The organism is Nitrosopumilus oxyclinae, assembly GCF_013407165.1.
GTDB lineage: Archaea > Thermoproteota > Nitrososphaeria > Nitrososphaerales > Nitrosopumilaceae > Nitrosopumilus > Nitrosopumilus oxyclinae.
Genome location: NZ_CP026994.1, coordinates 635,259 through 661,469 on the forward strand (window position 1 = coordinate 635,259; position 26,211 = coordinate 661,469).

Genomic DNA, 26,211 nt, shown 5'->3' on the forward strand with positions numbered 1-26,211 from the left:
TCGCAAATTTAACTAAAACTTATCTACTGATGATAATTGTTGCTAAAATAGTGGAAGAGAAATTCCTTAAAATAGATGGATATAAAATTCGATATTTGGAATCAGGAAATTCTAAAAATACTCTTGTTCTACTACATGGGTTGGGAGCATCATCTGAACGATGGTTGAACGTACTTCCTTATTTTTCAAAAAACTATACTGTGATTGTTCCTGATTTGATAGGGTTTGGATTGAGTGATAAACCTCAAATTGATTACACTCCTGAATTCTTTTCAGAATTCTTAGAAAAATTTTTTGCACAAATTGGAGTTGCACATCCAAATTTGATTGGTTCTTCATTGGGTGGACAAATAGCAGCAAATTATACCTCAATACATCCTAACGAAATTGAAAAACTTGTTCTTGTTTCTCCTGCCGGAGCTATGCAACACTCTACTCCTGCACTTGATGCATATGTTATGGCTGCACTATACCCTAGTGAAACTACTGCTAAAAATGCATTTGAACTGATGGAAGCTTCCGGAGAAGAAGCTTCTCAAGAACTCATTACTAGTTTTATTGAGCGAATGCAATTGCCTAATGCAAAATTAGCATTCATGTCTACTATTTTGGGGTTGAAAAATTCTACACCCATCACTACAAAACTTGATTCTATTAGAACTCCTACTTTGATAATTTGGGGGTCTCTAGATCCTGTTATTCCTATTGATTATGCCGATAGTTTTGTTTCAGCAATTCAGGATTGTAGATTTTTTAGAATGGATGAATGTGGTCACACTCCATACGTTCAAGATCCTGAAACATTTGCTATCAAAGTCTTGGAATTCTTAGATGGCACTTAGATCCATTTATATGCAAATGATTCCAACTATTACCTATGAGTGGTAATCAAAACCTATACGATCCTTCTGAGATGTTCAAATCTTGGATTCAAAAAAGCGGACGTGCTCAAGCAGAATTTATGAAAAACTTTGGTTCTTTGATGACAAATCAAACTAGTCAAACATTCAATCCTTTAGAAACACTAAAAGGAGTTTCTGATACTGCACGAAAAACTCAATCTAATGTGATGGATAACATGTCTAACATGCAAAGTAAAAGTATGGATACAATGTTTTCTATCGGCCAAATGCTTCCTTCCTTTATGAATTGGGGTGCTTACAAAACTACTATTAGTAGTAATGGAAGAATCTCTATCCCTGAAGCTGAACGTAATGCACTAGGTTTAGGAGATGGTGATTTAGTTCAAGTCATAATCTTACCAATAGCAAAAAAATCAAAAAATAAGGAGGTGAAACAATGAGTAAAAACGAAACAACACAAACAAAATCTAAAGATGTATTTTCTGTATATCAAGAAAATGTTGACAAAATCTTCAACGGTATAAAACAATCAGTACCGCAATACCATCAATCAATTACAAATGTACAACAGGAATACCTACAAGCATATGAAAACATAGTTGATTCAACTATTACAATACAAAAAGAATATGTGCAAAAAGCAGGTATAGCAGCAAATATTCCTGAAGCAACATTAAAAGTAATTAATGATACTACTGAAGAAATTGTAAAGGCAGCTTCTATACAAAATCAAGTAACACTTGCAACTATCGATGCAACACAACAAAATATCAAAACATTCAACGATAATGCAAAATCATTTGCTGACCTAAATAGAAATATTCTGCAATCTTGGATTTCTGTCTTTACAACAAAAACAAACTAGTGGAAAACTAATTTTTTAACTTTTTCCTTTTTTATGATCTTTCAGCTAACCATGTACCTAATTCTGGTAATACCTTTTTTTGAGATAGTGAACTAGCAATCATTCCAACATGACCTGTGGGGTACATTCTCAAAGTTTTATCTTCACTTCCTATGGCATAATGTAGTGGCATACTGCATTCTGGGGATACTAGATGATCTCCGACTGCAATCTGAGTAAATGTGGGCATGTCTATTTTTTTCAAATCTATGCGTTCTCCTCCAACATACATCTTATTTTGAATAAGTAAATTCTCTTGATAGATGTCTTTTATCCATTGTTTGAATAATTCGCCTGGGATTGGTGGTGTATCTCCTAACCATTTTTCTACCCTTAGGAAATTATCTACAAATTTCTTGTTATCAATATTTTTAAAAAATTTCACATATTTCTCAATCCCTTGCTCAAATGGTTTTAGAACTGAAAAGCAATAATACATGAATTCTGGAGGCATGTTACCAATAGTATCTACCATTTTATCCACATCCATGTGTTTGGCAAGATTACTAATTACTGTGGTATCTCGCCATCCGTCAATTACGGGAGCTGTAGCAACATAGTTTTTTACACTTTCTGGATGTAATGCTGCATATGCTGTAGCAATTGTACCTCCTGTACAATATCCTTGAAGTGAAATTTTTTCTGTAGATGATTCATTTTTGATATGCTCTACTGCTGAATCTAAATAATTATTTACATAATCATCAAAATCTAGATACTTGTCCATACTGGTTGGTGTTCCCCAATCTAACATGTATACATCAAATCCTTGTAGGAGAAGATTTCTTACCCAACTTTTCTCTGGTTGAATATCTAATATGTGATATCTGTTGATTAATGCATAAGAAATCAGTAATGGTGTTTTATGTTGTTTTTCAGTAAGTGGTCTATAGTGTAATAGTCTGGTCTTATCTAATTCGTGAACTGTGTCGTGAGGTGTTACTTCTAAACTAATTTCATCCGGAGCTGATACTAGTTTTGGAGCATCAATTACATTTTTACTAAATTTTAAAACCTCTTCGATAATTTTAGGATCTATTCTTGATTCGCTATTCATTTTTTAGTCATCTCTTTTTTCTTTAATTCTAATTCTAGTTTTCCAACTCTTTTTTTTAGAGAATGAAGTTCTTTGTACACTTCATCAATCTCTTCTTTACTTGGAAGATTGACAGATTGTAATACAACGTTTGTAATATTATTCCAATGTTTAGTTAACTCAAGTTCTTTTGAAACTAATTTTCCATAATTTTCTCCAAATTTTTTGGAATCAAATAATTCTGTAAAATCATTATCGAAAATATCTATCCAAATACGTTTGAATGCTTCAATTTGTTCTACATCTTGAGGTACTTCAGGTGCCTTGAGATTAACCTTTTTTTGAGCAACTTCCCAAGCCCCTGCTAATTGTTTGTAATATTCTGTAAGGTATTGATTGAATCCCATCAAATCTTCATTAATTTCAATTAATTCTGTAGTTACTTTCTTTGAATTTGCTGCAAATGCTCTCATGGGTCCAGTAGATGTTAATGCCTGTGGTTTACTTGACATCAAATGCATAATGTCAGTCCAAAATAATGACAAATGCTTGTAGTAATCAGTAATGTCTTTTGAAGAATCTTGTTGCACAAATATCCTTGTTACAGATCGCAATAAATAGTTCGATTTCTAAATTAGATTGTTGGACAATGTTGAAGAACTAGAAAAAATATGTCAAAAAATCATTGCTTTAGACCCAAAAATGCGTTCAGCCAGGCTCATCAATAGCAGGGGACATCTTACTGCTGGTGGAATGAAGGGTGGATTGCATTCTCTTGAAACTCAAAAACAAGATGAAATGATGTTCATGGAGCTTGCATTACGAGTTAGAATGAGACATGAATTTGATAGAGAATTCGGTGAAGTGCATTTTTCAATGTCATATCGAGACAAAGTAATTGTGATGAGTTTCCCATTAAGTAATGATGAAGTATTGTTATTATCTTGTGAAAAAGATACTGATTTTGGAAAATTACCTTTTAAAGTTCTCAAGATTATAGAACCTCTGAAAAAATCTCCAATGAGCACTTTCTAATCATAACAACTTAATTCCTCCTTACGATGTTTCAATTATGGATAAGGAACAATATGTTAGCTGGTCTGAAATTGATTCATTAACAGAACAACTTTCTAATCTTATTTTAAAATCAAAAAAATTTTCTAGTATTACAACTCTGAGTAGAGGTGGATTGGTACCTTCTAGATTACTGGCAGATCACTTGGGAATTGAAAAAATCTTTGTTGATGAAAAAGTTATCCCTGCAAATTCCTTGGTTGTTGATGATATTTTTGATTCTGGGAAAACATTTGATAGAATTATTTCAAAATCTGAGGATGCATCAAAATTAGTTTATGCAACACTGTTTGCAAGACGTGGAAAGAAATTTCCATCACAATTAATCTATGCTAAAGAAACTAATGATGATGGATATGTTGTATTTCCTTGGGATAAAATAGAGTTTGAAAAGTCTAGATAGTGGTATTATTCGTCTTTTAACATTTGTCTTAATCCGGCACATCTATTTCTAATTGTCACTTCTGTAACTCCTGATGCAATTGATATTTCTTTTTGAGATTTTACTTCACCTGTACTAATACATGCAAGATATAGTGCCGCTGCTGCAATTCCCATTGGATCTTTTCCTGCCACTACTCCCATTTCTTTTGCTTGATTTAAAATTGCAGTTGCTTTTCGTTTACTCTTTTCGCTAAGTTCAGCGATACTTGCAATTCTGGATACTCCTTTAACAGGATCAACTACTGGCATCTTTAATTCCAATTCTCTAAAAATTAATCTATAACATCTTGCAACATCTTTTCTTCTAATGTTGATTCCTTTTGCAATATCATCTAGAGTTCTAGGAGTTTCTGTATTTCTACATGATGCATAAAGACATGCTGCTACTAATCCTTGAATAGAGCGGCCTCTCACAAGTTTTTTCTCCATTGCCTTTCTGTAAATGTAAGCTGCTTTCTCGATTACTGAATCCGTTAAAGCAAGTTTATCTTTTAATTTATCCATCTCATTAAGTGCTTGTCTCAAATTTCTATCTGCTGATGAATGTGCTTGACTTCTACTGTCCCAAGTTCTCAACCTTTCAATCGAACTTTTCATAGATGTTGAAAGTGGTTTACCTGTTGCATCTTTATTTGCTGCACCGATAACTGTAGATAATCCCATGTCGTGCATTTTTAATGATGTACCAGCACCTGTTCTAGCTTTGTTTCCTTCATCATTTGAAAATGAACGCCATTCTGCACCTGTATCTGAAATTTTATCTGTAACTACTATTCCACATTTACTACAGAACAACTCTCCTGTATTTTGATCTGTAATCATTTTTTTATCGCCACATGATGGACATTTTGGGCCACTCATCATTGTATTTTTAAGCATAATACACATAATTGCAAAAATACCTTATTATTCATTTTACCAAATATCTGAAGGTTAATTGGGTGTAGGTTAAGCTAATTTTTATTCTAGATTTTTAGAACATGATCTGTTTTTTTGAATTTAATTCAACAAACAGTATGCGTACGATGGAGTAAATGATGGATACATTATGTTATTTTTATCGCTAATGTGTTTTAATCCAATTGAATGCCCTAATTCATGAGTCATGATTGTTTCAACACTGTTTACATCGTATAATTGGAAACTACCGTCACAATTGTAATCTCCTAATGTAACTTCTACAACTCCCTTTCCAATATGTGCATGCCCTAATACCCCGTCTCCGATATTGCGCACAACCCATGTTACCCATACATTTGCTTCATGTTTGAGGTTGGTTACTGTAAATTTTATTTTTGCACTTTGCTCATTCGTTGATAATTCTTGCTCTTCCCAAAAACTAAAAGAATTTTTTAATGTGTCTACATGGTTTAATGGAAGCCCTGTGGGTTGATCATTGATGAATACTTTGTAGTTGATGATGTAAGTTCCGTTGTCAATTTGATATGTAGGATCTGGAAATTTAGATGATGCTCTTTTTACCTCTTCTTCAAAATTCCATTTAACATAATCTCTTAGGAATTTTTTAATAACATCCCTGCTTGGGTTGGGGTATTCGATGTATCTTTTTTCTTTTGAGATATTATTTGAAATATCTCTGAGATATTTTTCAAACAAATGAATTTCAAGATCTAATTCTTTTTGAGTTTTCTCTGGCAGTTTCTCAATTTTAATTTTGATGATTCCATTTTCAATTAAATATTGAATGGCTGCAACAAACTCTGTATCTTCTAATTGCTTGTCTGCCCACCATCCTGCATTGGTTTTTACCCACTCTGGAATCTTTTCATTTGATTGAGTGATTGGATTTGCTGGTGGAATCTGAATTATTTTGTTTTCTATTAGATATATCAAGGCTGAATTGAATTCTGAATCCTCCACACTTCCTTCTGACCACCATTTTGCAATCGGTCTTACCCATTCTGGGATTGATATTATTTGCACTGATTTTGATTGCTCTGGTTTTTCAGTTGGTGTGTAAGGATATTTTGAAATTACATCGTTGATGAAATCTTTATAATTATTAATCACTATGCTATCTGGTTTCTCAATTGATGCTTTTTCAAAATATGCAATTGATTCTTGATATTCTCCCAAATACCCAAAACCAACTCCCATACCTGTTAAAGAAATAACGTCATTGGGCTTATACTGTAATACTTTGAAAAATTGTTTTAGTGAATTAGAGTGATCATCGAGGTTACTTAGTGCAATCCCCTTCATTTTTAATGTCGAAATATTGTTTGGAGCAATTTTTAAAATCTCATCGTAAATTGTGATTGCTTGTTTGTATTCTCCATTGTTGAAATGATTATTAGCTAGATTGAACATTATTTCTGGATCATCTTCTGTTTGAGCAAACACTAATTCGCTAGAAATTGTCAAACTAATACCAATCACAAATAAAAAATAAAAAATCCCTTTCATGGATATTTTTATATTTTTATTTTGTTTATAGTTTATTTCCAAATTGTACTTCATTATGCTCCTTTTTATGTATGATTTTTCTTATTTACACCCTTTAGAAAATCTTTAATTCGTTAACAATTACGTGATTCTATATTGACAAATGTTGGTGTTGGAGAAATTATTTATGATTTGCGGAAAAAAATTCAACAAATACAATTTGATTTAGACCAACTAGGAGAACCTACAAAGAATATTCCTGAAATGATTGAATCTGCAAATTTACTCCGTTCAAATGAATATCTTTTAAAATCTGACGAAAAGAAAACAGAATTGATTGGTGCATATGGTCAATATTCAAAAGAGCTTGAAAAATTACTCTCAATTGTTTTTGATATCCAAAAAGATCTTAAAGAGATTTTAAAAGAACAATCTACACTAATTTCAAATCCATCAAAAAAACCAAAACCTTCTAAAAAATTATTAAAACCTAAGAAAAAACTAGCAAAACCTAAGAAAAAATAACTTTATTTTGATAAATGTATGATGTCCCCTGCAATTATTCTGTGATTCTTATTGTTGTTTGAAACTACGAGGGCTCCGTCATCATCAATTTTTATAGCTTTTCCTTTAATTTTAGAATCAATTGTGTTCAGTTCTACGTTTTTACCTATTGTTGATGATCTTAATGTCCACTCTGAAATTATTTTTTTAATTTGTCTTTCATTGAGATCCTTGTAAATTTTTTCTAGTTCTAACAAAAATGTCTGCACTAATTGAATTGGTTTGATGTTTTGTTTTTGTTCACTCAGTGATGCTACTCCGTAAAAATTTGGAGTTTCATTTAGTGTTTTTTCAATCTTTTTTACATCCACATCAAAATTTATTCCAACGCCTAAAACTAGTTTTTCAATTTTATTTGATTCTAATGATACGTCTACCAACATCCCCGCCACTTTTTTACCCTTTATTGTCAAATCATTTGGCCATTTCAATTCAGGTTTAATTGAAAATACTTTCTCAATTGCTATTGATAATGCAAGCGATGATGCAATGGGAAATAATGTTGTAATTGAAATGTCAAATTTTGGATGCAGTATTATTGAAATCCAAATTCCGCCTTTTGGTGATATCCATTTTCTTCCGTCTCTTCCTTTTCCTCCTGTTTGTTTTGCTGCAACTATTATTGTTCCGTCATTTGCAGCATCTTGAGCCATTTTTAATGCCTGATTTTGTGTTGAATCAATTGAATCAAAATAGTATGCTTGCTTTCCTATGATTTTTGTTTTTAAATTTGAAGTAATCTCCCACGGAAGTAATAACTCTGAATTTGAAATTAATTTGTATCCTAACTTTTGTTTTGATTCTACAATGTATCCTAACTCCTGAATTTTTTTAATGTGTTTCCAAACTGCAACTCTACTAATTCTTAATACGTCACTCAAATCTTGACCTGATAGATATTCTGTATTGTGAGTTTGCAAAAATGTTAGTACTTTGATTAGCCCTGGATTGTCAAATGAATTGTAAATCAACTATGTGTTCTTTTTATCTCAAGTATAAAACACACACTAGAATCCAATATCGAAGTCAAATCCACCGTCATCCATACCTGCGTCATCCATGTTTCCATCTCCTGTATCTGGTATGTTTTCTGGAGCTACATAATCTGTCATTGCCATTCCCATCATGCTGAACATCATTGAAAACATCATCATATCCATTATTCCAAAGAACATCATTGAGGGGATCCATGATTTGTTATCTTCCATTTCTTGTTTTAACTTGTCCTTGTCTCCTGTTTTGTATAATAATGACATTTGATTCCATTTTGTTTGTAATTCATGAACTCTTTCATCGACTTCGTTGGAACCTTTGTCGGTAACTGTGATTTCTACCTTCGTCCCGAAAAATCCTTTTTTTTCTTCAGCACGAATGAATCCGCGTTTTTCTAATTGCTCTAAAATTAAATTTAATTCCTCAGGTTCAATTTTTGTCATTTTTTGAATTTTATCAAATTTCTTTATTCCGTGTTTTATTGCACCTAGTACAATGAGATCTTTTGGCTCTTCATCCATGTTGTTTCTATTTCTTGGCTTCTAAAATATTCTTTGTTCTTTTTGGGATTCAAAAATTATATTCACCCTGGCACAATCTTTGTTGTGGAGCAAGATTCTTTTTCCGATCAGCAAATCAGCGAGATCCTCTCATTAACCAAAGTGGCTGTAGTGGGAATGTCTAAAAATTCTTCAAAAGCTGCACATTATGTGCCAAAATATTTGTTTGAAAATGGATATGATATAACACCTGTAAATCCAACAACTGATGAAATATTAGGGAAGCAGTGTTACAGCTCTATTTCTGAAATTGATGGAGAAGTTGACATCATTGATGTTTTCAGGCCTTCAGACCAGGTTTTACCATTTGTTGTAGAGGCAATCAAGAAAAAACCTAAAGTGATTTGGCTTCAAGAGGGAATTCATAATCCTGAAGCTGAAAAGTTGGCAACACAAGCTGGGATTAAAGTAATTTTCAATCGATGTATGTTGGCAGAACATAAGAGATTGTCACAATGACTGATTTTGAAAATTTTTATCATGATTTACTAGAGTTTATTAAAAAGTATGAAAATCAAAACATTCCATTAAAAATTGAAAAAGATCTTGATAATAATATCGTAAAAATATTTGGGGAAAAAATTACTTCCTTGGCAAGAGCTCAAAATGGTCTTAATGATGTAACTGAACTCTCATACACAACTGCTGAACATCATCCTTACTGGAATTTGATTTACAGCTGTTCTGAAATTTCTAATAGTGTTTTAGAAAAGTGGAAGGGGTCTCTTTCTGAGGAAGATTTCTCTGATATTGAATGGGCAATCAAAGAGCTACAGGAAACATTGGAAAAAATAAAAAAATCTCAGCATTCCTAGGCAGAGATAAATATTCTGAACTGTTCATAATTACATGCCCATCAAGATAGGATTAATTGGTAAAACCAATACTGGCAAGACTACCTTTTTCAATTCCGCTACCCTTTCTTCTGAGGAAATTTCATCATATCCTTTCACTACAAAGTCTCCTGTATCTGGAGTTGCACATGCAATTACTTTATGCGTTCATCCTGAATTTAAAATTCAAGATAATCCAAATAATTCAAAATGTCTTGATGGTTGGAGGTATATCCCAATTGAGTTGATAGATTTACCTGGTCTCATCAAAGATGCTTGGAAAGGTAAAGGTCTTGGGAATCAGTTTTTGTCAATTGCTGCACAATCTGATGCGCTGCTTCATGTCGTTGACGCATCTGGCGGGATTGATTCTTCTGGAAAAATTACTGAAGTTGGGACTGGGGATCCAATATCTGATTTTGCAGATATAGAGGAAGAACTAATCATGTGGTATCATAAAATTCTAGAAGGTAATCGAGATAAGGTTTCAAAATTAATTAAATCTGGAACTGATGTTATTGATACTATTACTGATCTTTACCGTGGAATTGGAGTTACTAAAATTCAAGTTAAAGAAACATTTCGTGCCACTAATCTTGAAGAGAAAGATTTTGATAACTTTGATATGGTTGATACTAAAAAATTTGCATCACACTTACGGAAAATATCGAAACCTACTTTGATTGTTGCAAATAAGGTTGATGTTGAAGGTGCTGACAAAAATTTTGCTAGATTGAGAGAACGATATAATGATTCAATAGTAATCCCAGTCAGTGGTGATAGTGAATTTGTTTTAAGACGTGCAGAACAAAAAGGATTGATCAAATATTCTCCTGGATCTGAAACATTTGAAATTATAAAACCTGATGAATTGAATGAAAAACAAATTAACGCATTGAATTTTATCAAAAAAGGTATAATGGGAGAATACATGAGGACTGGTGTACAGTTTGCAATTAATGTGGCTGTCTTCAAACTACTTAAAATGAATTCTATTTATCCTGTAGCTGATGAAAAAAACCTTGCAGACAAAAAAGGAAGGGTGTTGCCTGATTTGATATTATTAAAAGATGGTGCAACTATTAATGATCTTGCAAAAGAGATTCATTCTGATTTAACAAAAGGTCTGATTTATGGAAAAGATTTGAGGTATAATTTGAGATTGCCTACTGATTACCAATTAAGGGATAGGGATGTTGTCTCTCTTGTTAGTGCTGCAAAAAAATAGTTTAATCATTGAATTTCGTTTTTAATTTTATACAGAACATCATTTGTCATTTTCAACAAACTGTCGATTTTTTGGTCTCCTGCAAATGTTCTTGTCATGTATTTTAATTTCCAAAATTGGGGATAACCCGTTGTATGTTATGTGAAATAACAGCCACTTAGTCATGCCTAGGATTAATCATTCTCAATATGTGCAAATGACCTATCTGGCACTGTTAATTCTTCAAAGATTTCAGGCTGGATGATCTTTGCCAAAATTTCACTCCCGTCAATTGTGCGTATGCTGGGTTTACTGAAAAATGAATTTGCATCTACTGCAAAAATTTTATTCATTTTTACTGCTTTAAGATTTTTCCATTTTTCATTATTTTTTAGAAATTTTTCATACTCTTTGATGGTTCTCTGTGTATCAAAACCACAAGGCATCAAGATAATGATATCTGGATTTGCATTGATGATCTCATCTATGTCTGATCTTCTAGAGTGTTCTCCTGTTTTGCTGATCATATTAATTCCTCCTGCAATTTCAATCATTTCTGGAACCCAATGACCTGCAGTAAAAAAGGGCTCAATCCATTCTATTGCAAGAACTTTGATCTCTTTGGCATTAGTATTTTTTCTAATTTTCTCAATCCTTTTTGATAGTGAATCTGTAATTTCTTTAGCCTTTTCTTTTTTATCGATTATTTTACCTAGTTCTGTAACTGAATTAATAATTTCATTCATGTTGTGAGGATCCATTGAAAATAACATTGGTTTTTTTTGCAGAATTTGAACTGCTTTGTTTACCTGATTCGTATAAGCTGCACATACCTCACATGTTTCTTGTGATATGATTAGATCTGGATTTGCATTTTTTAGATTTTCTTCATTTAATACAAAAATATCTTTTCCGTCCTTTAGTAATTGACATGTTGCGGTGTCAATTTCTTTACTGGATAATTCATCTGAATTTATTACTGAATTAATTACTTTAGGCTTTGACACTGCATCTTTTGGATATTTACATTCATGAGTTACACCATACAGATCGTCTTGTATGCCAAATTCATATAATAATTCAGTAGCACTTGGTAAAAATGAAACAATTCTTTTTATCGTCATACATTTTGATGAGAAATAATCCCTTAAACATTATCTGTTGACATCTCATCAATTTTTGTCATTAGGCAAGTTAATAGCCATATTTCAGGCATGATTATACATGTCTTCTGACTCTCAAGAAATTAGACGTTCAATTTTAGCAAAATGGCACGAGACTCTTTCAAAACATGGAAATCTATTTTCTTCTGATTCTGTTAGTGGTAGTAGTCCTCCGTCAGTTTTTGTTGGCTCTCATAATTATCCCAAAGTCTTTGTGGGTCCAATGGTTCCTCCAATCCATGGTGACACTAGTTTACTTGATAGTCCAGAACAATGGAGAGGTAAATCATTAGAAGATATAGTGAATTTTAGATTAAATCTTGTTCGAGGAATTAAAAAAATTGGAATTAAAGAAACAGATGGACGTTATATTGAAAGTCTTCAAGAATTAACAATGTCCTCTAGACCTATTGATTCTGATTTGATGTTTCAAAAATCTACACTGTCCAATGTTTCTTTAGATGGTGAAAGTGCTCCTTTTGGTCCTATTGGTGAAATAAAAACAGCAAAATTTTCTGGCTCGTCTTCTGTGAAATCTCTAGAAAAAACATACTATGACAAAGATTTGAAAGCTCAGGATGCTGTTTTGAATTTATATAATTCTGGGATTGAAATTTCTAAAATTCAAAAATGTTTCAGTATTGGAATGTTGGGTCAGAAAAGAAAATTGGTTCCTACTAAATGGAGTATTACTGCTACTGATGATATAATTTGTAAATCTCTCACTGATGATGTTTTAGATTACTCTCTAATTGATTCACATAGAATATTTTCATATGAACATCTTGGAAACATATTCACTGTTGTGTTGTTTCCCCATCGATGGGTCTACGAGATGATTGAAGCTTGGTATTCTGATGGGGTTTTAGGATTTGGTTCTGATTATGAGGATGCGCGTGGAATTGATCATCCGCCTGCCATTGCTGGAGCTTATTTTGCAGCAAAATTAGGTGTGTTAGAGTATCTAAAAGAAAAGAAAATTCAAGCAGGAGTTGTAATTTTAAGAGAAATTCGTCCAGAATATGCAATTCCTGTTGGTGTATGGCAAGTAAGAGAAGGTGTACGTGAGGCAATGAATCAAACTCCTATTATTGCTGATGATTTTGAACACGCTTTATCTTTAGCATCAAATAAGATGAGTATCAGTAAATCAGAATGGCTATTACATGGAAATATTGTAGATCTGATTCGGCAAAAAACAATTTCTGATTTTTTTTAAAATAATTATTTTGATTACAATTCAGACATATTTTAAAAATAAGATGATGTTTGAAAACGATAGAATAAATTCAAGTTCAAAGAATCCTGAAAGTATGAGTGAAGAGGACATGAAATCAGAATATTCATCTTATGGGAAATATTCGATTGATGACTTTCTTGAACTTTCTTTTCCTAATGTTACTGTTAGAATTAAAAAAATAGGTGAAAATATTTTTTCTTATGATAAGATAGACTCTGAAGAAAATATGGTTGAAAAAATAATCCCTACGTCTTCTTCAATTCTTACTATTGAAGTGGCACCAATTAGACCTTTGAATCACCCTGCTCGAAGAACTAACTATTTGTATTTGGATCTTGAATCTCCTATTTTTCTTTCTAGCGGGTCATCTGCAATTGTTTTCATTAATTGTCCTATTGAAATTGGTATTTTTTTAATTCATGATGGAGTTCCTGAATCTTTAGATTGGTTTACTTGCAATTCATTGGATTCTAGATTTTGTCTATATGGGCCCCCTGAATCTGGAACTTTGTGTAAATATGCTCATTCTGACATTGTTGAATCTCATGATTCATCAATTCCATATGTTAACGGTGTGATGGAAATTAATCTTAAAAATGATTTATCCAAAGGATATACTATATCCAATCTTGTTTTTCCTATTTCTGGACATTCACTATATTATGATAATTCAAAGACCATCTTTGATTCTTTGACAGCGGTGCTAAAGAAAAAACTAACTTTAGAAATCCTTGATGCTAAATCTTTAACAGTTCAAACTGACTGGAAACAATCTCCAACATATGAGAGAGCAGAGCAGACTAAATCTATCGATATGGGAGTTGAATAAATTGGTCTTTGAATTTTTACAACCTTTATCTGATATTGAAATAACTGGCGGATTAACTGTTCTTTCATTGTTATTTGGAGGAATAATTATGGGGGTTGGAATACTTGTTGCAAGAACTATAAGATTGCTTTTTTCAAAGTATTATGCCCCTAAATTACCTCAAGATTCTGCTAAAAACTTTGGAAAACTAATTTACTTTGGAATTATAATATTGTCTTTCCTTGTTTTTACTTCTACAACTGGTGTTGATTTTTCTGGATTACTTGTAGCTGGGGGAATCTTTGGAATTATCATTGGATTTGCAACACAATCAGTAGTATCTAATTTAATTTCAGGAATTTTCTTAATGATAGAAAAACCAGTTAAGCAAGGAGATAAGATTGAGATTCCTGGAACTGATGTTTCTGGAACTCTGTTAGATATTAGTACATTTTCTGTCCGAGTAAAAAAATTCGATGGTACTATTCTAAGAGTTCCAAATGAATCATTTTTTACTTCTAATATACGATCCTTAAGCTCAACTCCTGTTAGACGTTCTGAAGGAATAATTGGAATTGCATATAGAGAAGATATTGACGGTGCTATTTCAGTTCTTAAAAAAGCTATTCGTTCTTCCATGCCTTTTGTTTTGACATTGCCCGAACCTGACTTTAGAATAAAAGAATTAGCTGATTCAAGCGTAAATATTGAAATTTTGGTGTGGCATCCTAGAGATGATTGGGACCAAGTAGGACCTAAGTTACTCAAAGTTGCTAAAAATGCCCTTGATGCTGCAGGAATTGAAATTCCATTTCCTCAACGTGTTATTTGGAAAGCAAAAGAATAGTTATGCTGTCTTTTGAATTAGTTTTTTCTCTGCTCTTCTCTTTTTGATCAAACTAAACATTATCATTCCAACATTAATTATTGAAACAATTTCAATTAGATCTACTCCATACAAAAACCAGTCAATTACTGGATGAACTCTGGAGACGATTCCTGCTTCTAACATAATGTCTGCATTCCATATCATATGTGGAACTTGAATGAATTGTATGATTGCAATTAAAACAACACTTCCTAATATTTTATTTTCATACCATTGCCAAAATTTATTCCATGCATTCATGTATTGTATTATTTTTTTCTTCTATTAAACAACGCGAAAATTAGATTGTCCTAATTAGACTCTCCTAATTTTTTTAGGCGTAATTGTTGTTAGTGTAAACTAATTAGTGTGTACTAATTTTATTTTTCTGCATTGATAATTTCTTTACGCATCCAAATTGTTTTTCCTTTATGATCAATTAATTCAATATTCATTTCGTTTAGTTTGTCTCGAATTTTATCTGCATCCTCAAATTGTTTTTCGTTTCTTGCTTTCTCTCTGTCGATGATCAATTTATCGATTTCTTCTTTTTGACTATCTGTTATTTTGGGAATTTCTAATCCAAGTATCTCTAACATTCTTTTTAATTCCTCTTTAATTATTTTAGAATTATTTATTCCAAGTTTTTCTTCAGCAGCTAATCTGTTAGTTTCTTTAACTAACTGGAAAAATGCAGATAATGCCAAATGTGTGTTAAAGTCACTATTCAAAGCAGTATCAAATTCTATGCCTGTTTTAGTGACAAATTCGCCAATTTCATCACTATTTTCGCTATTAGCATGAATTAATTCATAATGACAAGTTTCCACTTGTCTCCATTTTGTAAGATTTTCTTTTAATAATTCCTCAGAATAGTCTATTGGTTTTGAATAATGTCCTGATAGACAGAATAATCTGATTATGTTTGGTCCCCAGTTCTCTAATACATATTTGATGGATTTTACATTTCCAATAGATTTTGACATTTTTTCTCCATCAATGGTGACCATTCCAACATGCATCCAAATTTTTGCAAATTGAACTCCTGTGCAAGATTCAGATTGTGCAATTTCATTTTCATGATGAGGAAAAATTAAATCTCGTCCTCCACCATGAATGTCAAAATTTTCTCCTAGATACTTTATGCTCATAACTGAACATTCAATATGCCATCCGGGTCTTCCTTTACCCCAAGGACTATCCCAAGTGGGGCTGACATCTGATAGTTTCCATACTGCAAAATCTAAAGGGTCTTTTTTTTGCTCATCGATATCAATTCTAGCTCCTGATTGAAGTTCATCTATCTTCTTTTTAGATAATTTCCCATATTCTGAAAATTTTGAAACTGAAAAATAAACTCCGTTCTTTGTTGCATATGCGATATCTTTTTCAATTAATTTTTTAATGAAGTTAATAATATCTTCAATGTGTTCTGTTGCTTTTGGATAATTTGTTGCACGTTTTACATTTAATCCATCAAAATCGTTAAAATAATTCTCGATGTATTTTGTACTGATCTCTTCAGCTGTTTTATTTTCAGTCTTTGCGCGATTAATTATTTTATCATCAACATCTGTAAAATTTTGAATAAATTCAATTTCTATTCCTTTATTTTCAAGATATTTTCTTAGTACGTCGAAAACTATTATTGTTCTTGCATGGCCTATGTGAGATTCATCATACACTGTGACTCCGCAGAGGTAAATTTTGACCTTTTTTGAAATATCTACCTCTTGTTCTGCTTTGGATAATGTATCTAACAGCTTCATTCTATTCTCTATTTGGTTTCTGGGGTAGCAATCTTTTATGTTCACTGTTTATGTGTAATTGTTGAATTTTTTCTATAGTGATTCGTGATATCTCTGTGTTTTTCTCTATTTCGTCAATTGAAAATTTTTTCTCTAACATGCAGTGCAAAATAGAATCTATCTCTTCGTATTGTATTCCTAATTCCTCTTCTGCCTCATGGTCTTTCCAAAGATGTGGACTGCTTTTTTTGGAAATAATTTTGTCTGGCACTCCCAAATGTTTAGCAATTTCTCTAACTTGTAGTTTGTATAATGAAATTATTGGTGTGATATCTGATGCCCCGTCACCAAATTTTGTAAAATATCCTATGTTGAATTCACTTTTATCACTTGATCCTAAAACGAGATAGTTTTTTGCATTTGCATAATAGTATAGTATGTTTGTTCGAACTCTAGCCCTGAGATTTCCTTTAGCTTTTTCATTTGGTTCTAAATACATTGAATATTCGTTTATGATTGGTTTGATATCAATTAACTTGTACTCGATTCCTGTCAACGAAATCATTTTGAGTGCATCTTCTGTTTCAGATTTGGGAGTAATTGATGTATCTGGCATTATTAATGCAAGTGTTTTATCTTTTAGTTTTCTCTTACAAATGTAAGCTATTACTGCTGAGTCTATTCCTCCACTTAATCCTAAAATAACTCCTTTAGATTGATTTTTTTCTATTTGCTCTGATATAAAATTCTCAATTTCTTCAGTTATTGCTAGATAGTCTTGCTCTTTAATCTCATTTATGATGTCTTGATTCAATTATTATTTTTCTGAATGTGTGAGAATAAAACTTATGCTTCTATTGAATATCTATTAGTTCATTTTGAACACACATTATTCCTTATACTAATTTGGAGTAGTATGATCACAGAATAATCTGTGCCCAACATAACCCATACCTAGTACGAGGAAAGGGCAATTGTCCCTTCTCCTTTAATTCTCTAAACCTGTAATTGATGTAATTTGAAGAATTATTTGATATTTTGAGATGTGGAAATTTTTAATAATTAGATGTCGATGTAAATACCGTCATCTCTAGCTTGTACTGGATATGTTTCAAGTTTTACATCTTTGAGATAATCCGTTAATTGTCCGGTTTTGATATTATAATGCCAAAAATGTAATGGGCATTCCACAATATCTCCGTCTAATTTTCCTGGTGCAATTGATCCATCTTGATGTACGCAGAGATCATCCATTGCATGATATCCATCTTGATTGAAAACTGCAATTTGCTTACCATCTACTTTGAAAGCTTTTCCTTTACCTGCTGCTACTGCACCTTTATCTGCAATTTTCTTCCAAGTCAACAAATCTCTGATATCTTTGTCATTTATTTACATTCGCATGATAGAATTTTATAGCCAGCAGGTTAGGTGAATTTGTTGAGTAAAGTAAAGTCTAGTCCAAAATTGATTAAAGATGGAAAGTTATCTTATGAATGGGCTCGATCTCATATGCAAATTCTTGATAATACTATTAATCGATATAAAAAATCAAAACCTCTAAAGGGAATCACACTTGGATTTTGTCTTCACATTACTAAAGAAACATCCGTTTTACTAATGGGTGCAAAAGAGTTGGGCGCTACAGTTGCATGTTGTGGTGGAAATCCTCTCACAACACAAGACGACATTGCTGCATTTTTAGCCTCTCAAGGAATCAATGTTTATTCTTGGCATGGACAATCTGTAAAAGATTATGATTGGTGTATTGATCAAGTTCTAAAACACAAACCAGCTATTCTTACCGATGATGGTGCTGATATGAACATCAAAGCACATTTTGATAAACGGTTTAAAGATATGGAAATCCTTGGGGCAACTGAAGAAACCACCGCAGGTGTTACTAGAATCAGAGCTGTAGAAAACCAAGGGAAATTGCGTTATCCTGTTATTTTAGTTAATGAAGCATATACGAAGCACATGTTTGATAATAGATACGGAACTGGTCAGAGCACAATTGACGGATATCTTCGTGCAATGAATCTGCTTATGGCATCAAAACGTGTTGTAGTTATCGGTTATGGATGGGTAGGTCGTGGTGTTGCATCTAGATTTAATGGAATGGGTTCTAAAGTTATTGTAACTGAAGTTGATCCTATCAAAGCTCTTGAAGCACACATGGATGGATTTGAAGTAATGCCAATGAGTGAAGCTGCAAAGATTGGTGATATGTTTGTTACATGCACTGGAATGACTAGTGTAATTAGAAAAGAACACATTATGAAAATGAAATCTGGTGCAATTATGGGCAACGTTGGTCACTTTGATGTTGAAATTGATAGTAAATTTTTGTTAAAATCTTCAAAATCAGTTAAAGAAGTGAGACCCAACCTCGATGAATGTACTTTGAGCAATGGAAAAATAGTGTATCTTATTGGACAAGGTCGTCTTGCAAATTTGGTTGCTGCAGAAGGACATCCTCCTGAAGTTATGGCACAATCATTTTCAAATCAAATACTTTCTGTATTGTATATTCTCAAAAACCATAAAAAAATGGAAAACAAAATTATCGATGTTCCTGAGGAAATTGATCAACAAATTGCAGTTGATGCTCTAAAGGCAATGGATGTTAAAATTGATAAATTAACTCCTGAACAAGTAAAATACGCAAATAACTGGTAAACTTCTTAACCTCACTTCAGTCATTAAATAATATCAAATGAACAAAAAAGCTATAATCACCAGTGCATTGCCATATGCAAATGGCGAAATTCATTTAGGACATGTTGCATCTACTTATCTTCCAGCTGATGTAACAACTAGATTTTTAAAAATGAATGGTGTTGAAGCTTACTATGTTTGTGCATCTGATGATTTTGGAACTCCAATCTTAATCCAGTCTGAAAAAGAAGGAAAAACACCTGCTGAATATGTGGCACACTGGAATAAGCGAGACTACGAAGATTTTTCAGCATTCAATATTGATTTTGACTATTTTTACAAAACAAGTTCTACTGAAAACATTTCTTTTGTTCAAGATGTTTTCAAAAAGTTAAATGATTCTGGGCATATTTATGAAAAAGAAATTATCCAATTTTATTGCAATAATGATGAAAAATTCCTACCTGATAGATATGTGAAAGGCATATGTCCTTACTGTAAGGCAGATGATCAATATTCTGATCTTTGTGAGAGTTGTGGGCGTGTACCTGAAGAAATAACAGATCCAAAGTGCTCATTATGTGGAGCAACACCAACAAAAGAAAAAACCACACATTATTTTTTCAAACTCAAAAACTTTAGTGATTCATTAGCAAAATGGTTAGATGAGGCACCCAATTTACAAAAAGATGTAAAAAAATATGTTCAGAATTGGATCAAATCTGGACTAATTGATTGGGATATAACACGAGATATTCCTTGGGGTGTACCAGTACCACTTGATGGTGCAGAAGGTAAGGTCTTCTATGGTTGGTTTGATAATCACCTGGCATACATTTCAACTGCATTAAAATTTCTTAATGATAAAGGAATTGATGGAAAAGAATTTTGGAATTCTGCTGACATTTACCACTTTATAGGAAAAGACATTGTATATCACCACTATCTTTTCTTACCTGCAATGAGATTGGGGATTGATTCAGAATACAAACTTCCAGATTACATTCCAACTCGTGGACATTTGACTTTACAATCAAAGAAAATTTCAAAAAGCAGGAATTGGTATATTGGTTTGAAACAATTTTTAGAATATTATCCTGCAGACTATCTTAGATTTTATCTTGTATCTATTAATCCATATTCTCAAGATGATCTGAATTTTGATTGGGATGATTTCACAACAAGAATTAATTCTGAATTGATTGGAAATCTAGGAAATTTTGTAAATAGAGCACTTGGTTTTACAAAAAAAGCATTTGATGGAAAAGTTCCAGAAGTTGATTCATTTGATGAAAAAGATTCTGAGGCTGAACAAAAAATTAAAAACTTTGCAACTGATTTGAGTGACCTCATGGAACAAAACCATCTTGATAGGGCATTGAAGAGAATTATGGAATTTTCATCATTTTTTAATCAATATTTTCAACACAAAGAACCTTGGAAAAAAGGACCTGGAACTGCAAACTGTGTGTATCTTTCAGTAAATGCTGCACGAGCGTTATCCATAGCCCTTTTCCCTTTCTTGCCTGAATCTTCACAAAAAATTTGGGAGCAATTGGGATTAGATGGTGAAATTAACAAATCTTCATGGAGTGACATGTCATTACTTGGAATCTCTCCAAATCATGTGCTGGGTGATGCATCTCCAATATTTGTTAAAGTTGAAGAATCTGATATTGAAAAACACAAAAATCAATTGGGACCTTCTGAATAATCATGAAGCCTATTCCACGAATTTCTACAAGGGGGTACTATGATCTATCAAGTGGAGCAACTCTAAAAAATAATTCATATTATACATATCCCAAAAATGATTTTAAAAAATTAAACAATTCACAAGAAATTACTATCATGATTCATGGATTGAGAAATGATAATGCAGGAGCTATTGCTAAAGTTGTTCTAGCTAAAAAACAATTACGTAAATTAGGATATGCTCATCCAGTAATTGGTTACAGCTATGACTCAAACACAACTGGTGCCCATTTAATTAAACATGCAAAACGTTCGCTTGCAGTTGGTCAAAAAATTGCAATAAAAAATGGAAAAAATCTTGGAAAATTTATTGAAGATTTCAAAACCACTAGTCCTAAAACAAAGATAAGATTAATGGGTCATTCTTTAGGTTCACAGGTAATTTTGAGTACTTTGGAATATCTTGCAAAAAAGAAACAAAATATTGGAATTGTAGAGGCTGCTTATTTTTTTGGCGCATCAATTACTGAAGATGTTCCATCTTCAAAAAAATATGGAACAATTATTCAATCTATAGTTAACTCGAAAATAGTGAATCATTATGCTCCAAAAGATGAAGTTCTTCTTTGGGCAAACAAGGAGAAATATGTTAAAGGTCCACTTGGTCTAAATGGTGCAATTGGAAAACCTGTGAAAAAATATTGCCAAAAATCAGTAAAGCCCAAAAATCATCGTTTTGCAAGTTATGCTCAAGTTTTGAATTCTTACCCTTAATTTCATGAACGTGTTGGTCTAGTATGATTCGTACGTTAGTATTTTATACCAAAAATGAAATTCATACTTATCATGACAACGAGTATCGGCTCATCTAATAACAAATCCATCCTATATCATCTTCATATTTTAGATGAACAGTATGATGTGCCTACAGATCTTTCTGAATATCCTTGCTAGAGTCTAGAATCATTTTTAGAGTAGAAATTTCAAAAATATCTATGAATGGAACTGCATGTGATAATTGCTTCACTGGATATCGACCAGGACAATTAATTTCATGTGAACAATGTGGCTCAGAATTCTGTGATAGTTGTATTAAAAATCACAAACATTGATCAAATTTGAAATCTTCAAAACTTCATAAAGTCTATTTTTAGCAAATCATTGTGGTACAATCAATAAATTTTGTAGTTTTAGGTAAACAAGAAATTGCATCTGAGTTTGGAAAAAAAGGTACAGAATCTGATCTTACTCTTTATGATAGAAAAGAATCCGACATTATCAAAACTTGGGTTATTCCAAATGGATTTCCTGATAAAATTCAGCCTCTCTTCCAAGCAATCAATTTGGCTGAATATATAATATTTCATGTTGATAAATTAGATAAATTTACTGGTGAGCAAATCATTGCACTTGATTCTTTGAAAAAAGAAAAAGGAATTTTATCTCATACTTTTGATGTTGATGAATCAAAATTAAATATGATGATTAAAGGAACAGTGGTGGAAAATTACATCAAAGTTGAACAAGATAAAATCAAAGAAGAGATGGATAAACTGGAACCAATTACAAACAATGATCCTTCTGAATTATTAATTGATCATTGTTTTGACGTGAAAGGAGTTGGAACTGTGATTTTAGGTAAGGTGACTAATGGAACTGTCAAACAATATGATAATTTGAAATTATATCCAGCAGGAATTGATGTTTTAATAAAATCAATTCAAATGCATGATGATCCTGTATCTGAATCCATATGTCCTGCAAGAGTTGGATTGGCAGTTAAGGGTGCAAAACCTGATGAAGTTAGTCGTGGAGATGTTATTTCAGTAGAAGGTGCAGTTGATGTTAAAACTGAGATTGAACTTGATTTCAAAAAGAGTCCATTTTACAAAAGTGACATTGCAGAAAATCAGGGATGTCTGGTCAGTGTGGGTTTACAAATTAAAGCTGCAAAATTTTCCTCAATTTCTCCTCTTAAACTAACATTTGAAAAACCAATTGTTTGCAAAAAGGGTCAAGTTGCAGTTATTTTAAAACCTGAATCTACAACAATCAGAATACTTGGTAGTGGCACTATCAAATAGACTGATTTAATTAAATCAAAAATTATAATTGAATTATGAAACCTGCACGTTCATGTCCTATTTGTCCCAAATGTGGTTCAAAGAGATTCATTCGACTTGCAGGTGAAAAGGTCACTGTCAAATGTCGTTCATGTGACAAAATAATTGAGATTTAGATTCTATAGTTAATATTTGCAATATTTTTCCTAGAATCATGGCAAAAACATGGAAAGATGCCGATATCAGTCTTGATCCAATTAAAGATCAAACAATTGCTGTAATTGGTTATGGAATTCAAGGTGATGCACAAGCAAATAACATGAAAGACTCTGGTCTTAATGTAATAATTGGTCTTAAAGAAGGCGGTAACAGCTGGAAAAAGGCAGAAGCTGATGGTCACAAAGTAATGTCTGTTGCAGATGCAACAAAGCAAGCAGATATTGTACACATATTGATTCCTGACATGATTCAAGGTCAAGTATACAAAGATGAAATCGGACCAAATCTTTCAGAAGGAAAAGCATTGTCATTTTCTCATGCAGCTGCAATCTATTGGAAATGGATTGAAGCACCAAGCAACGTTGATTTAATCATGGTTGCACCAAAGGGACCTGGTTCTAAAGTCCGAGAAACATATCTTGATAATTTTGGAACTCCTGCAATAGTTGCAGTTGAACAAGATTTTACAGGAAAAGCTTGGGATAGAACATTGGGAATTGCAAAAGCAATTGGTAGTGCAAGAGCTGGATTAATCAAAACTGCTTTCAAAGAGGAAGTAGAAACTGATTGGTTTGGTGAACAAGCTGACCTTTGTGGTGGAGCAGCTTCTATGGTTACAAATGCATTTGAAACTCTAGTTGAAGCAGGATACCAGCCAGAAATTGCATACTTTGAAGTTTTACATGAACTCAAACTCATTGTAGATATGATTCAGAGATATGGAATTAATGGAATGTGGAGACGTGTAAGTGAAACTGCCAGATATGGTGGACTGACACGTGGACCAATGGTTATGGATAAATCCAACAAAGAGAACATGAAAAAAGTTCTCACCATGATTCAAGATGGTACATTCAACAGCGAGTGGATTTCTGAATATCAGAAAAACGGTAAAGATGCATTTGATAAACACATGAAAGTATATGACGAACACCAAATTGAAAAAGTTGGTAAAGAAATGCGTAAAATGATGTGGCCTGATTCCACAGAATAATCTTTTTTCTTATATTTTTCTTAATTTAGATACGCCAGTTGTAATATGATCGATGATTGTTGACAATGGTGTACCTGGACCAAACACATGATCTACTCCTGCTTTTACAAGATCATTATGATCTATATCTGGAATTACTCCTCCTCCAACTATTAACACGTCTTTGATTCCTTTCTTTTTTAGTGTCTTGACTACTCTTGGGAAAAGTGTTCCATGTGCTCCATTTAGCAAACTCATTGCTATGGCATCTACATCTTCATCTTCTGCAATTTGTGCAATTCTGTCTGGTGTAGCAAAAAGACCTGAATAGATTACTTCCATTCCCGCATCTCTGAATGCTCTACATAGTACTAGGGCACCTCTATCGTGACCGTCTAATCCTAATTTGGCTACCAAAATTTTGATACTTCGTGATGCTGCTTTTTGCTTCATGATTATAGTTGAATTTGGGATATTTTAAAAGGTTTATTTGATTTGCAACTTTTTACCTCTTCAAATATATTGATTCAACCCCAAATAGTGAAGATAAGGTATGACTGAAGATGTTTGTGATTTTTGTAAAGGTGTAGGTTCATCATCCACAAATATCTGCGTATATTGTAATGGCACTGGGGAATGGAATCAAGCAGCCCAAGCCTATGTAAAAAATCATATCTGTCAATGTATCGTACTTGATAGAAAATTCTGTCCTGTTTGTAACAAGGCATGTCATCATGATACTTCTCTAAACCCTAAGCAAACTATAGATCCTGGATATGGCGGTATGTCTGCCCCTGAGATTACTGTAGTTGTATAGTTTGAAACTTTCTATCTTGCTTGATGAAAATACTCATCCTTCTTATAGATGAGAATTACTTCTAAATCATGTTTAATTATGTTGATACCTCTATTGTTTCAATTATGACTTTTCAAAAAATCATGGTGAATTTCTAATGGATACTCCATCTTGTGCACGTTGTGGAAAAAATTCTATTTTATCTGATGAAGTAACTGGTGAACAGTTTTGTGGAAAGTGTGGATATGTAATAGATGGAAAGTCTCAAGAATCTGGTCCTGAATGGAGATCATTCCAAAAAGATGGTGGGGCAGATCCTGCAAGAACTGGTGCACCTTCATCTCTGATGATTCATGACATGGGATTATCTACTGTGATTAATCCTCTAAACAAAGATGCATCTGGTAAACCACTTTCAACATCTATGAAGAGTACCATTGAGAGACTAAGAACTTGGGATAGTAGAAGTCAAGTTCATGCACCTGTTGATAGAAATTTGAGACAAGCTCTTAGTGATTTAAATAAATTAAAAGATAAAGTTTCAATTCCTGCAAATGTTTTAGAGAAAGCAGCATACATTTACAGAAAAGCATTAGAGAAAAAATTAGTTCGTGGAAGATCTATTTCTGCAATGATTGCCGCATCCTTGTATGCCGCATGTCGAGATACAGAAACACCTCGAACTCTAAAAGATGTTGCTGATGCCGCAAATGTAAAACGAAAAGATATTGCACGATGTTATAGATTACTACACCATGAATTAGAACTAAAAATGCCTGTAGTTGATTCCATTCAGTGTATTGCTAGAATCTCTAGTAAACTTGAGATCTCTGAAAAAACTAAACGATATGCAGTCAAAGTACTCAAAGAGGCACAAGAGCGTAAAGAATCTGCTGGAAAAGATCCTATGGGACTTGCAGCAACAGCACTTTATCTATCATGTGTAAAGAACGGCGTATCAATTACTCAACGGGATCTTGCAGAAGCTGCAGGTGTAACTGAAGTAACGATTAGAAATCGTTACAAGGGATTAAAAGCTGATCAATCAATAAAATAGTGTTTTTTGTAGTGCAGTGCACCCGTATGTCTTCTC

31 protein-coding genes are annotated in these 26,211 nt (G+C 32.7%); 19 read left to right on the top strand and 12 right to left on the bottom strand.

The features are described 5' to 3' along the window. Positions 1–29: 29 nt before the first annotated feature. From C5F49_RS03715 to C5F49_RS03725, 3 genes are read left to right on the top strand one after another with little or no spacing between them, the layout of a single operon-like run. Positions 30–842: an alpha/beta fold hydrolase gene (locus C5F49_RS03715; RefSeq protein ID WP_179363392.1), complete on the top strand. Its 813-nt coding sequence runs from the start codon at positions 30–32 to the stop codon at positions 840–842. 35 nt (positions 843–877) lie between these two features. Beyond that, positions 878–1,303 (top strand): AbrB/MazE/SpoVT family DNA-binding domain-containing protein, encoded by a 426-nt coding sequence (locus C5F49_RS03720; RefSeq protein ID WP_179363393.1) that lies wholly within the window; start codon positions 878–880, stop codon positions 1,301–1,303. Then, positions 1,300–1,728, top strand: coding sequence for a hypothetical protein (locus C5F49_RS03725; protein WP_179363394.1), 429 nt, complete (start codon positions 1,300–1,302; stop codon positions 1,726–1,728). The genes C5F49_RS03720 and C5F49_RS03725 overlap by 4 nt, the downstream gene beginning before the upstream one ends. A 31-nt stretch (positions 1,729–1,759) precedes the next feature. Here the strand turns inward: C5F49_RS03725 and phaC are convergent, their stop codons facing one another. Further along, positions 1,760–2,824 (bottom strand): class III poly(R)-hydroxyalkanoic acid synthase subunit PhaC, encoded by a 1,065-nt coding sequence (gene phaC, locus C5F49_RS03730; protein WP_179363395.1) that lies wholly within the window; start codon positions 2,822–2,824, stop codon positions 1,760–1,762. Beyond that, a complete protein-coding gene (locus tag C5F49_RS03735) occupies positions 2,821–3,393 on the bottom strand; it encodes a poly(R)-hydroxyalkanoic acid synthase subunit PhaE (protein WP_179363396.1) in 573 nt (190 codons plus the stop codon). The genes phaC and C5F49_RS03735 overlap by 4 nt, the downstream gene beginning before the upstream one ends. 52 nt (positions 3,394–3,445) lie before the next feature. Here C5F49_RS03735 and C5F49_RS03740 point away from each other — a divergent pair, with 52 nt between their 5' ends. Next, positions 3,446–3,838: a DUF6659 family protein gene (locus C5F49_RS03740; protein ID WP_179363397.1), complete on the top strand. Its 393-nt coding sequence runs from the start codon at positions 3,446–3,448 to the stop codon at positions 3,836–3,838. A gap of 37 nt (positions 3,839–3,875) precedes the next feature. Continuing rightward, positions 3,876–4,280, top strand: a complete 405-nt coding sequence (locus C5F49_RS03745; RefSeq protein WP_179363398.1) for a phosphoribosyltransferase — start codon at positions 3,876–3,878, stop codon at positions 4,278–4,280. A gap of 5 nt (positions 4,281–4,285) precedes the next feature. Here C5F49_RS03745 and C5F49_RS03750 read toward each other — a convergent pair whose 3' ends face one another. Together C5F49_RS03750 and C5F49_RS03755 are read right to left on the bottom strand one after the other, a co-directional pair. Then, positions 4,286–5,200 carry a transcription initiation factor IIB gene (locus C5F49_RS03750; protein WP_179363399.1) on the bottom strand — a complete coding sequence of 305 codons (915 nt, stop codon included), beginning with the start codon at positions 5,198–5,200 and terminating at the stop codon, positions 4,286–4,288. A gap of 120 nt (positions 5,201–5,320) precedes the next feature. Beyond that, entirely contained in the window at positions 5,321–6,748 is a 1,428-nt protein-coding gene (locus C5F49_RS03755) for a M57 family metalloprotease (RefSeq protein ID WP_179363400.1), read from the bottom strand. Positions 6,749–6,883: 135 nt separating this feature from the next. Here C5F49_RS03755 and C5F49_RS03760 point away from each other — a divergent pair, with 135 nt between their 5' ends. Further along, positions 6,884–7,252 carry a hypothetical protein gene (locus C5F49_RS03760; RefSeq protein WP_179363401.1) on the top strand — a complete coding sequence of 123 codons (369 nt, stop codon included), beginning with the start codon at positions 6,884–6,886 and terminating at the stop codon, positions 7,250–7,252. A 2-nt stretch (positions 7,253–7,254) separates the two neighbouring features. Here the strand turns inward: C5F49_RS03760 and C5F49_RS03765 are convergent, their stop codons facing one another. Both C5F49_RS03765 and C5F49_RS03770 read right to left on the bottom strand, forming a co-directional pair. Then, complete coding sequence (locus tag C5F49_RS03765; RefSeq protein WP_179363402.1) at positions 7,255–8,262, bottom strand: biotin--[acetyl-CoA-carboxylase] ligase; 1,008 nt, start codon at positions 8,260–8,262, stop codon at positions 7,255–7,257. Positions 8,263–8,298: 36 nt separating this feature from the next. Then, positions 8,299–8,805 (bottom strand): hypothetical protein, encoded by a 507-nt coding sequence (locus tag C5F49_RS03770; RefSeq protein ID WP_179363403.1) that lies wholly within the window; start codon positions 8,803–8,805, stop codon positions 8,299–8,301. An 84-nt stretch (positions 8,806–8,889) separates the two neighbouring features. Between C5F49_RS03770 and C5F49_RS03775 the strand changes: the two genes are divergently transcribed. The 3 genes from C5F49_RS03775 to C5F49_RS03785 are packed head-to-tail and all read left to right on the top strand — an operon-like array spanning position 8,890 to position 10,905. Then, positions 8,890–9,303 (top strand): CoA-binding protein, encoded by a 414-nt coding sequence (locus tag C5F49_RS03775; protein WP_425489646.1) that lies wholly within the window; start codon positions 8,890–8,892, stop codon positions 9,301–9,303. Continuing rightward, the gene (locus C5F49_RS03780) at positions 9,300–9,659 is read left to right on the top strand and encodes a hypothetical protein (protein WP_179363404.1); all 360 of its coding nucleotides are present in this window, start codon (positions 9,300–9,302) and stop codon (positions 9,657–9,659) included. Before C5F49_RS03775 ends, C5F49_RS03780 begins: the two co-directional genes overlap by 4 nt. 34 nt (positions 9,660–9,693) lie before the next feature. Next, complete coding sequence (locus tag C5F49_RS03785) at positions 9,694–10,905, top strand: redox-regulated ATPase YchF (protein WP_179363405.1); 1,212 nt, start codon at positions 9,694–9,696, stop codon at positions 10,903–10,905. A gap of 173 nt (positions 10,906–11,078) precedes the next feature. Here C5F49_RS03785 and C5F49_RS03790 read toward each other — a convergent pair whose 3' ends face one another. Then, complete coding sequence (locus tag C5F49_RS03790; RefSeq protein ID WP_179363406.1) at positions 11,079–12,008, bottom strand: cobalamin-binding protein; 930 nt, start codon at positions 12,006–12,008, stop codon at positions 11,079–11,081. 100 nt (positions 12,009–12,108) lie between these two features. On the opposite strand from C5F49_RS03790, the gene C5F49_RS03795 reads away from it, so the two are divergent. The 3 genes from C5F49_RS03795 to C5F49_RS03805 are packed head-to-tail and all read left to right on the top strand — an operon-like array spanning position 12,109 to position 14,942. Then, positions 12,109–13,266 carry a hypothetical protein gene (locus C5F49_RS03795; RefSeq protein ID WP_179363407.1) on the top strand — a complete coding sequence of 386 codons (1,158 nt, stop codon included), beginning with the start codon at positions 12,109–12,111 and terminating at the stop codon, positions 13,264–13,266. Between the two features lie 10 nt (positions 13,267–13,276). Continuing rightward, positions 13,277–14,116: a DUF432 domain-containing protein gene (locus tag C5F49_RS03800; RefSeq protein WP_246275381.1), complete on the top strand. Its 840-nt coding sequence runs from the start codon at positions 13,277–13,279 to the stop codon at positions 14,114–14,116. Position 14,117: 1 nt separating this feature from the next. Then, positions 14,118–14,942 carry a mechanosensitive ion channel family protein gene (locus C5F49_RS03805; RefSeq protein ID WP_179363408.1) on the top strand — a complete coding sequence of 275 codons (825 nt, stop codon included), beginning with the start codon at positions 14,118–14,120 and terminating at the stop codon, positions 14,940–14,942. Here C5F49_RS03805 and C5F49_RS03810 read toward each other — a convergent pair whose 3' ends face one another. The 4 genes from C5F49_RS03810 to C5F49_RS03825 all read right to left on the bottom strand — a co-directional run bounded on the left by C5F49_RS03810 (position 14,943) and on the right by C5F49_RS03825 (position 18,076). After that, a complete protein-coding gene (locus C5F49_RS03810) occupies positions 14,943–15,224 on the bottom strand; it encodes a hypothetical protein (RefSeq protein WP_179363409.1) in 282 nt (93 codons plus the stop codon). Positions 15,225–15,343: 119 nt separating this feature from the next. Then, positions 15,344–16,732 carry a cysteine--tRNA ligase gene (gene cysS, locus C5F49_RS03815; protein ID WP_179363410.1) on the bottom strand — a complete coding sequence of 463 codons (1,389 nt, stop codon included), beginning with the start codon at positions 16,730–16,732 and terminating at the stop codon, positions 15,344–15,346. 1 nt (position 16,733) lies between these two features. Continuing rightward, the gene (locus C5F49_RS03820; RefSeq protein ID WP_179363411.1) at positions 16,734–17,525 is read right to left on the bottom strand and encodes an NAD+ synthase; all 792 of its coding nucleotides are present in this window, start codon (positions 17,523–17,525) and stop codon (positions 16,734–16,736) included. Between the two features lie 248 nt (positions 17,526–17,773). Continuing rightward, the gene (locus C5F49_RS03825) at positions 17,774–18,076 is read right to left on the bottom strand and encodes a Rieske (2Fe-2S) protein (protein WP_179363412.1); all 303 of its coding nucleotides are present in this window, start codon (positions 18,074–18,076) and stop codon (positions 17,774–17,776) included. A 75-nt stretch (positions 18,077–18,151) separates the two neighbouring features. Between C5F49_RS03825 and C5F49_RS03830 the strand changes: the two genes are divergently transcribed. From C5F49_RS03830 to ilvC, 5 genes are all read left to right on the top strand, one after another. After that, entirely contained in the window at positions 18,152–19,393 is a 1,242-nt protein-coding gene (locus C5F49_RS03830; protein ID WP_179363413.1) for an adenosylhomocysteinase, read from the top strand. 37 nt (positions 19,394–19,430) lie between these two features. After that, positions 19,431–21,086, top strand: a complete 1,656-nt coding sequence (gene metG, locus C5F49_RS03835) for a methionine--tRNA ligase (RefSeq protein ID WP_179363414.1) — start codon at positions 19,431–19,433, stop codon at positions 21,084–21,086. Between the two features lie 2 nt (positions 21,087–21,088). Further along, positions 21,089–21,841 (top strand): DUF726 domain-containing protein, encoded by a 753-nt coding sequence (locus C5F49_RS03840; RefSeq protein WP_179363415.1) that lies wholly within the window; start codon positions 21,089–21,091, stop codon positions 21,839–21,841. Positions 21,842–22,230: 389 nt separating this feature from the next. After that, a complete protein-coding gene (locus tag C5F49_RS03845; protein WP_179363416.1) occupies positions 22,231–23,151 on the top strand; it encodes an EF-Tu/IF-2/RF-3 family GTPase in 921 nt (306 codons plus the stop codon). 193 nt (positions 23,152–23,344) lie between these two features. Continuing rightward, positions 23,345–24,343 carry a ketol-acid reductoisomerase gene (ilvC, locus tag C5F49_RS03850; RefSeq protein WP_218841242.1) on the top strand — a complete coding sequence of 333 codons (999 nt, stop codon included), beginning with the start codon at positions 23,345–23,347 and terminating at the stop codon, positions 24,341–24,343. A gap of 9 nt (positions 24,344–24,352) precedes the next feature. Here the strand turns inward: ilvC and C5F49_RS03855 are convergent, their stop codons facing one another. Next, positions 24,353–24,775 carry a cobalamin B12-binding domain-containing protein gene (locus C5F49_RS03855; protein WP_179363417.1) on the bottom strand — a complete coding sequence of 141 codons (423 nt, stop codon included), beginning with the start codon at positions 24,773–24,775 and terminating at the stop codon, positions 24,353–24,355. 100 nt (positions 24,776–24,875) lie between these two features. Between C5F49_RS03855 and C5F49_RS03860 the strand changes: the two genes are divergently transcribed. Both C5F49_RS03860 and C5F49_RS03865 read left to right on the top strand, forming a co-directional pair. Further along, positions 24,876–25,139 carry a hypothetical protein gene (locus C5F49_RS03860; protein WP_179363418.1) on the top strand — a complete coding sequence of 88 codons (264 nt, stop codon included), beginning with the start codon at positions 24,876–24,878 and terminating at the stop codon, positions 25,137–25,139. A 136-nt stretch (positions 25,140–25,275) separates the two neighbouring features. Beyond that, positions 25,276–26,175 (top strand): transcription initiation factor IIB, encoded by a 900-nt coding sequence (locus C5F49_RS03865; RefSeq protein ID WP_179363419.1) that lies wholly within the window; start codon positions 25,276–25,278, stop codon positions 26,173–26,175. Positions 26,176–26,211 lie beyond the last annotated feature (36 nt).

Coding starts and splice junctions, on each gene's coding strand:
- C5F49_RS03715 (WP_179363392.1), top strand. CDS start 30: ATGATAATTGTTGCTAAAATAGTGGAAGAGAAATTCCTTAAAATAGAT.
- C5F49_RS03720 (WP_179363393.1), top strand. CDS start 878: ATGAGTGGTAATCAAAACCTATACGATCCTTCTGAGATGTTCAAATCT.
- C5F49_RS03725 (WP_179363394.1), top strand. CDS start 1,300: ATGAGTAAAAACGAAACAACACAAACAAAATCTAAAGATGTATTTTCT.
- phaC (WP_179363395.1), bottom strand. CDS start 2,824: ATGAATAGCGAATCAAGAATAGATCCTAAAATTATCGAAGAGGTTTTA.
- C5F49_RS03745 (WP_179363398.1), top strand. CDS start 3,876: ATGGATAAGGAACAATATGTTAGCTGGTCTGAAATTGATTCATTAACA.
- C5F49_RS03750 (WP_179363399.1), bottom strand. CDS start 5,200: ATGCTTAAAAATACAATGATGAGTGGCCCAAAATGTCCATCATGTGGC.
- C5F49_RS03755 (WP_179363400.1), bottom strand. CDS start 6,748: ATGAAAGGGATTTTTTATTTTTTATTTGTGATTGGTATTAGTTTGACA.
- C5F49_RS03770 (WP_179363403.1), bottom strand. CDS start 8,805: ATGGATGAAGAGCCAAAAGATCTCATTGTACTAGGTGCAATAAAACAC.
- C5F49_RS03780 (WP_179363404.1), top strand. CDS start 9,300: ATGACTGATTTTGAAAATTTTTATCATGATTTACTAGAGTTTATTAAA.
- C5F49_RS03785 (WP_179363405.1), top strand. CDS start 9,694: ATGCCCATCAAGATAGGATTAATTGGTAAAACCAATACTGGCAAGACT.
- C5F49_RS03790 (WP_179363406.1), bottom strand. CDS start 12,008: ATGACGATAAAAAGAATTGTTTCATTTTTACCAAGTGCTACTGAATTA.
- C5F49_RS03795 (WP_179363407.1), top strand. CDS start 12,109: ATGTCTTCTGACTCTCAAGAAATTAGACGTTCAATTTTAGCAAAATGG.
- C5F49_RS03810 (WP_179363409.1), bottom strand. CDS start 15,224: ATGAATGCATGGAATAAATTTTGGCAATGGTATGAAAATAAAATATTA.
- cysS (WP_179363410.1), bottom strand. CDS start 16,732: ATGAAGCTGTTAGATACATTATCCAAAGCAGAACAAGAGGTAGATATT.
- metG (WP_179363414.1), top strand. CDS start 19,431: ATGAACAAAAAAGCTATAATCACCAGTGCATTGCCATATGCAAATGGC.
- C5F49_RS03840 (WP_179363415.1), top strand. CDS start 21,089: ATGAAGCCTATTCCACGAATTTCTACAAGGGGGTACTATGATCTATCA.
- ilvC (WP_218841242.1), top strand. CDS start 23,345: ATGGCAAAAACATGGAAAGATGCCGATATCAGTCTTGATCCAATTAAA.
- C5F49_RS03855 (WP_179363417.1), bottom strand. CDS start 24,775: ATGAAGCAAAAAGCAGCATCACGAAGTATCAAAATTTTGGTAGCCAAA.
- C5F49_RS03860 (WP_179363418.1), top strand. CDS start 24,876: ATGACTGAAGATGTTTGTGATTTTTGTAAAGGTGTAGGTTCATCATCC.
- C5F49_RS03865 (WP_179363419.1), top strand. CDS start 25,276: ATGGATACTCCATCTTGTGCACGTTGTGGAAAAAATTCTATTTTATCT.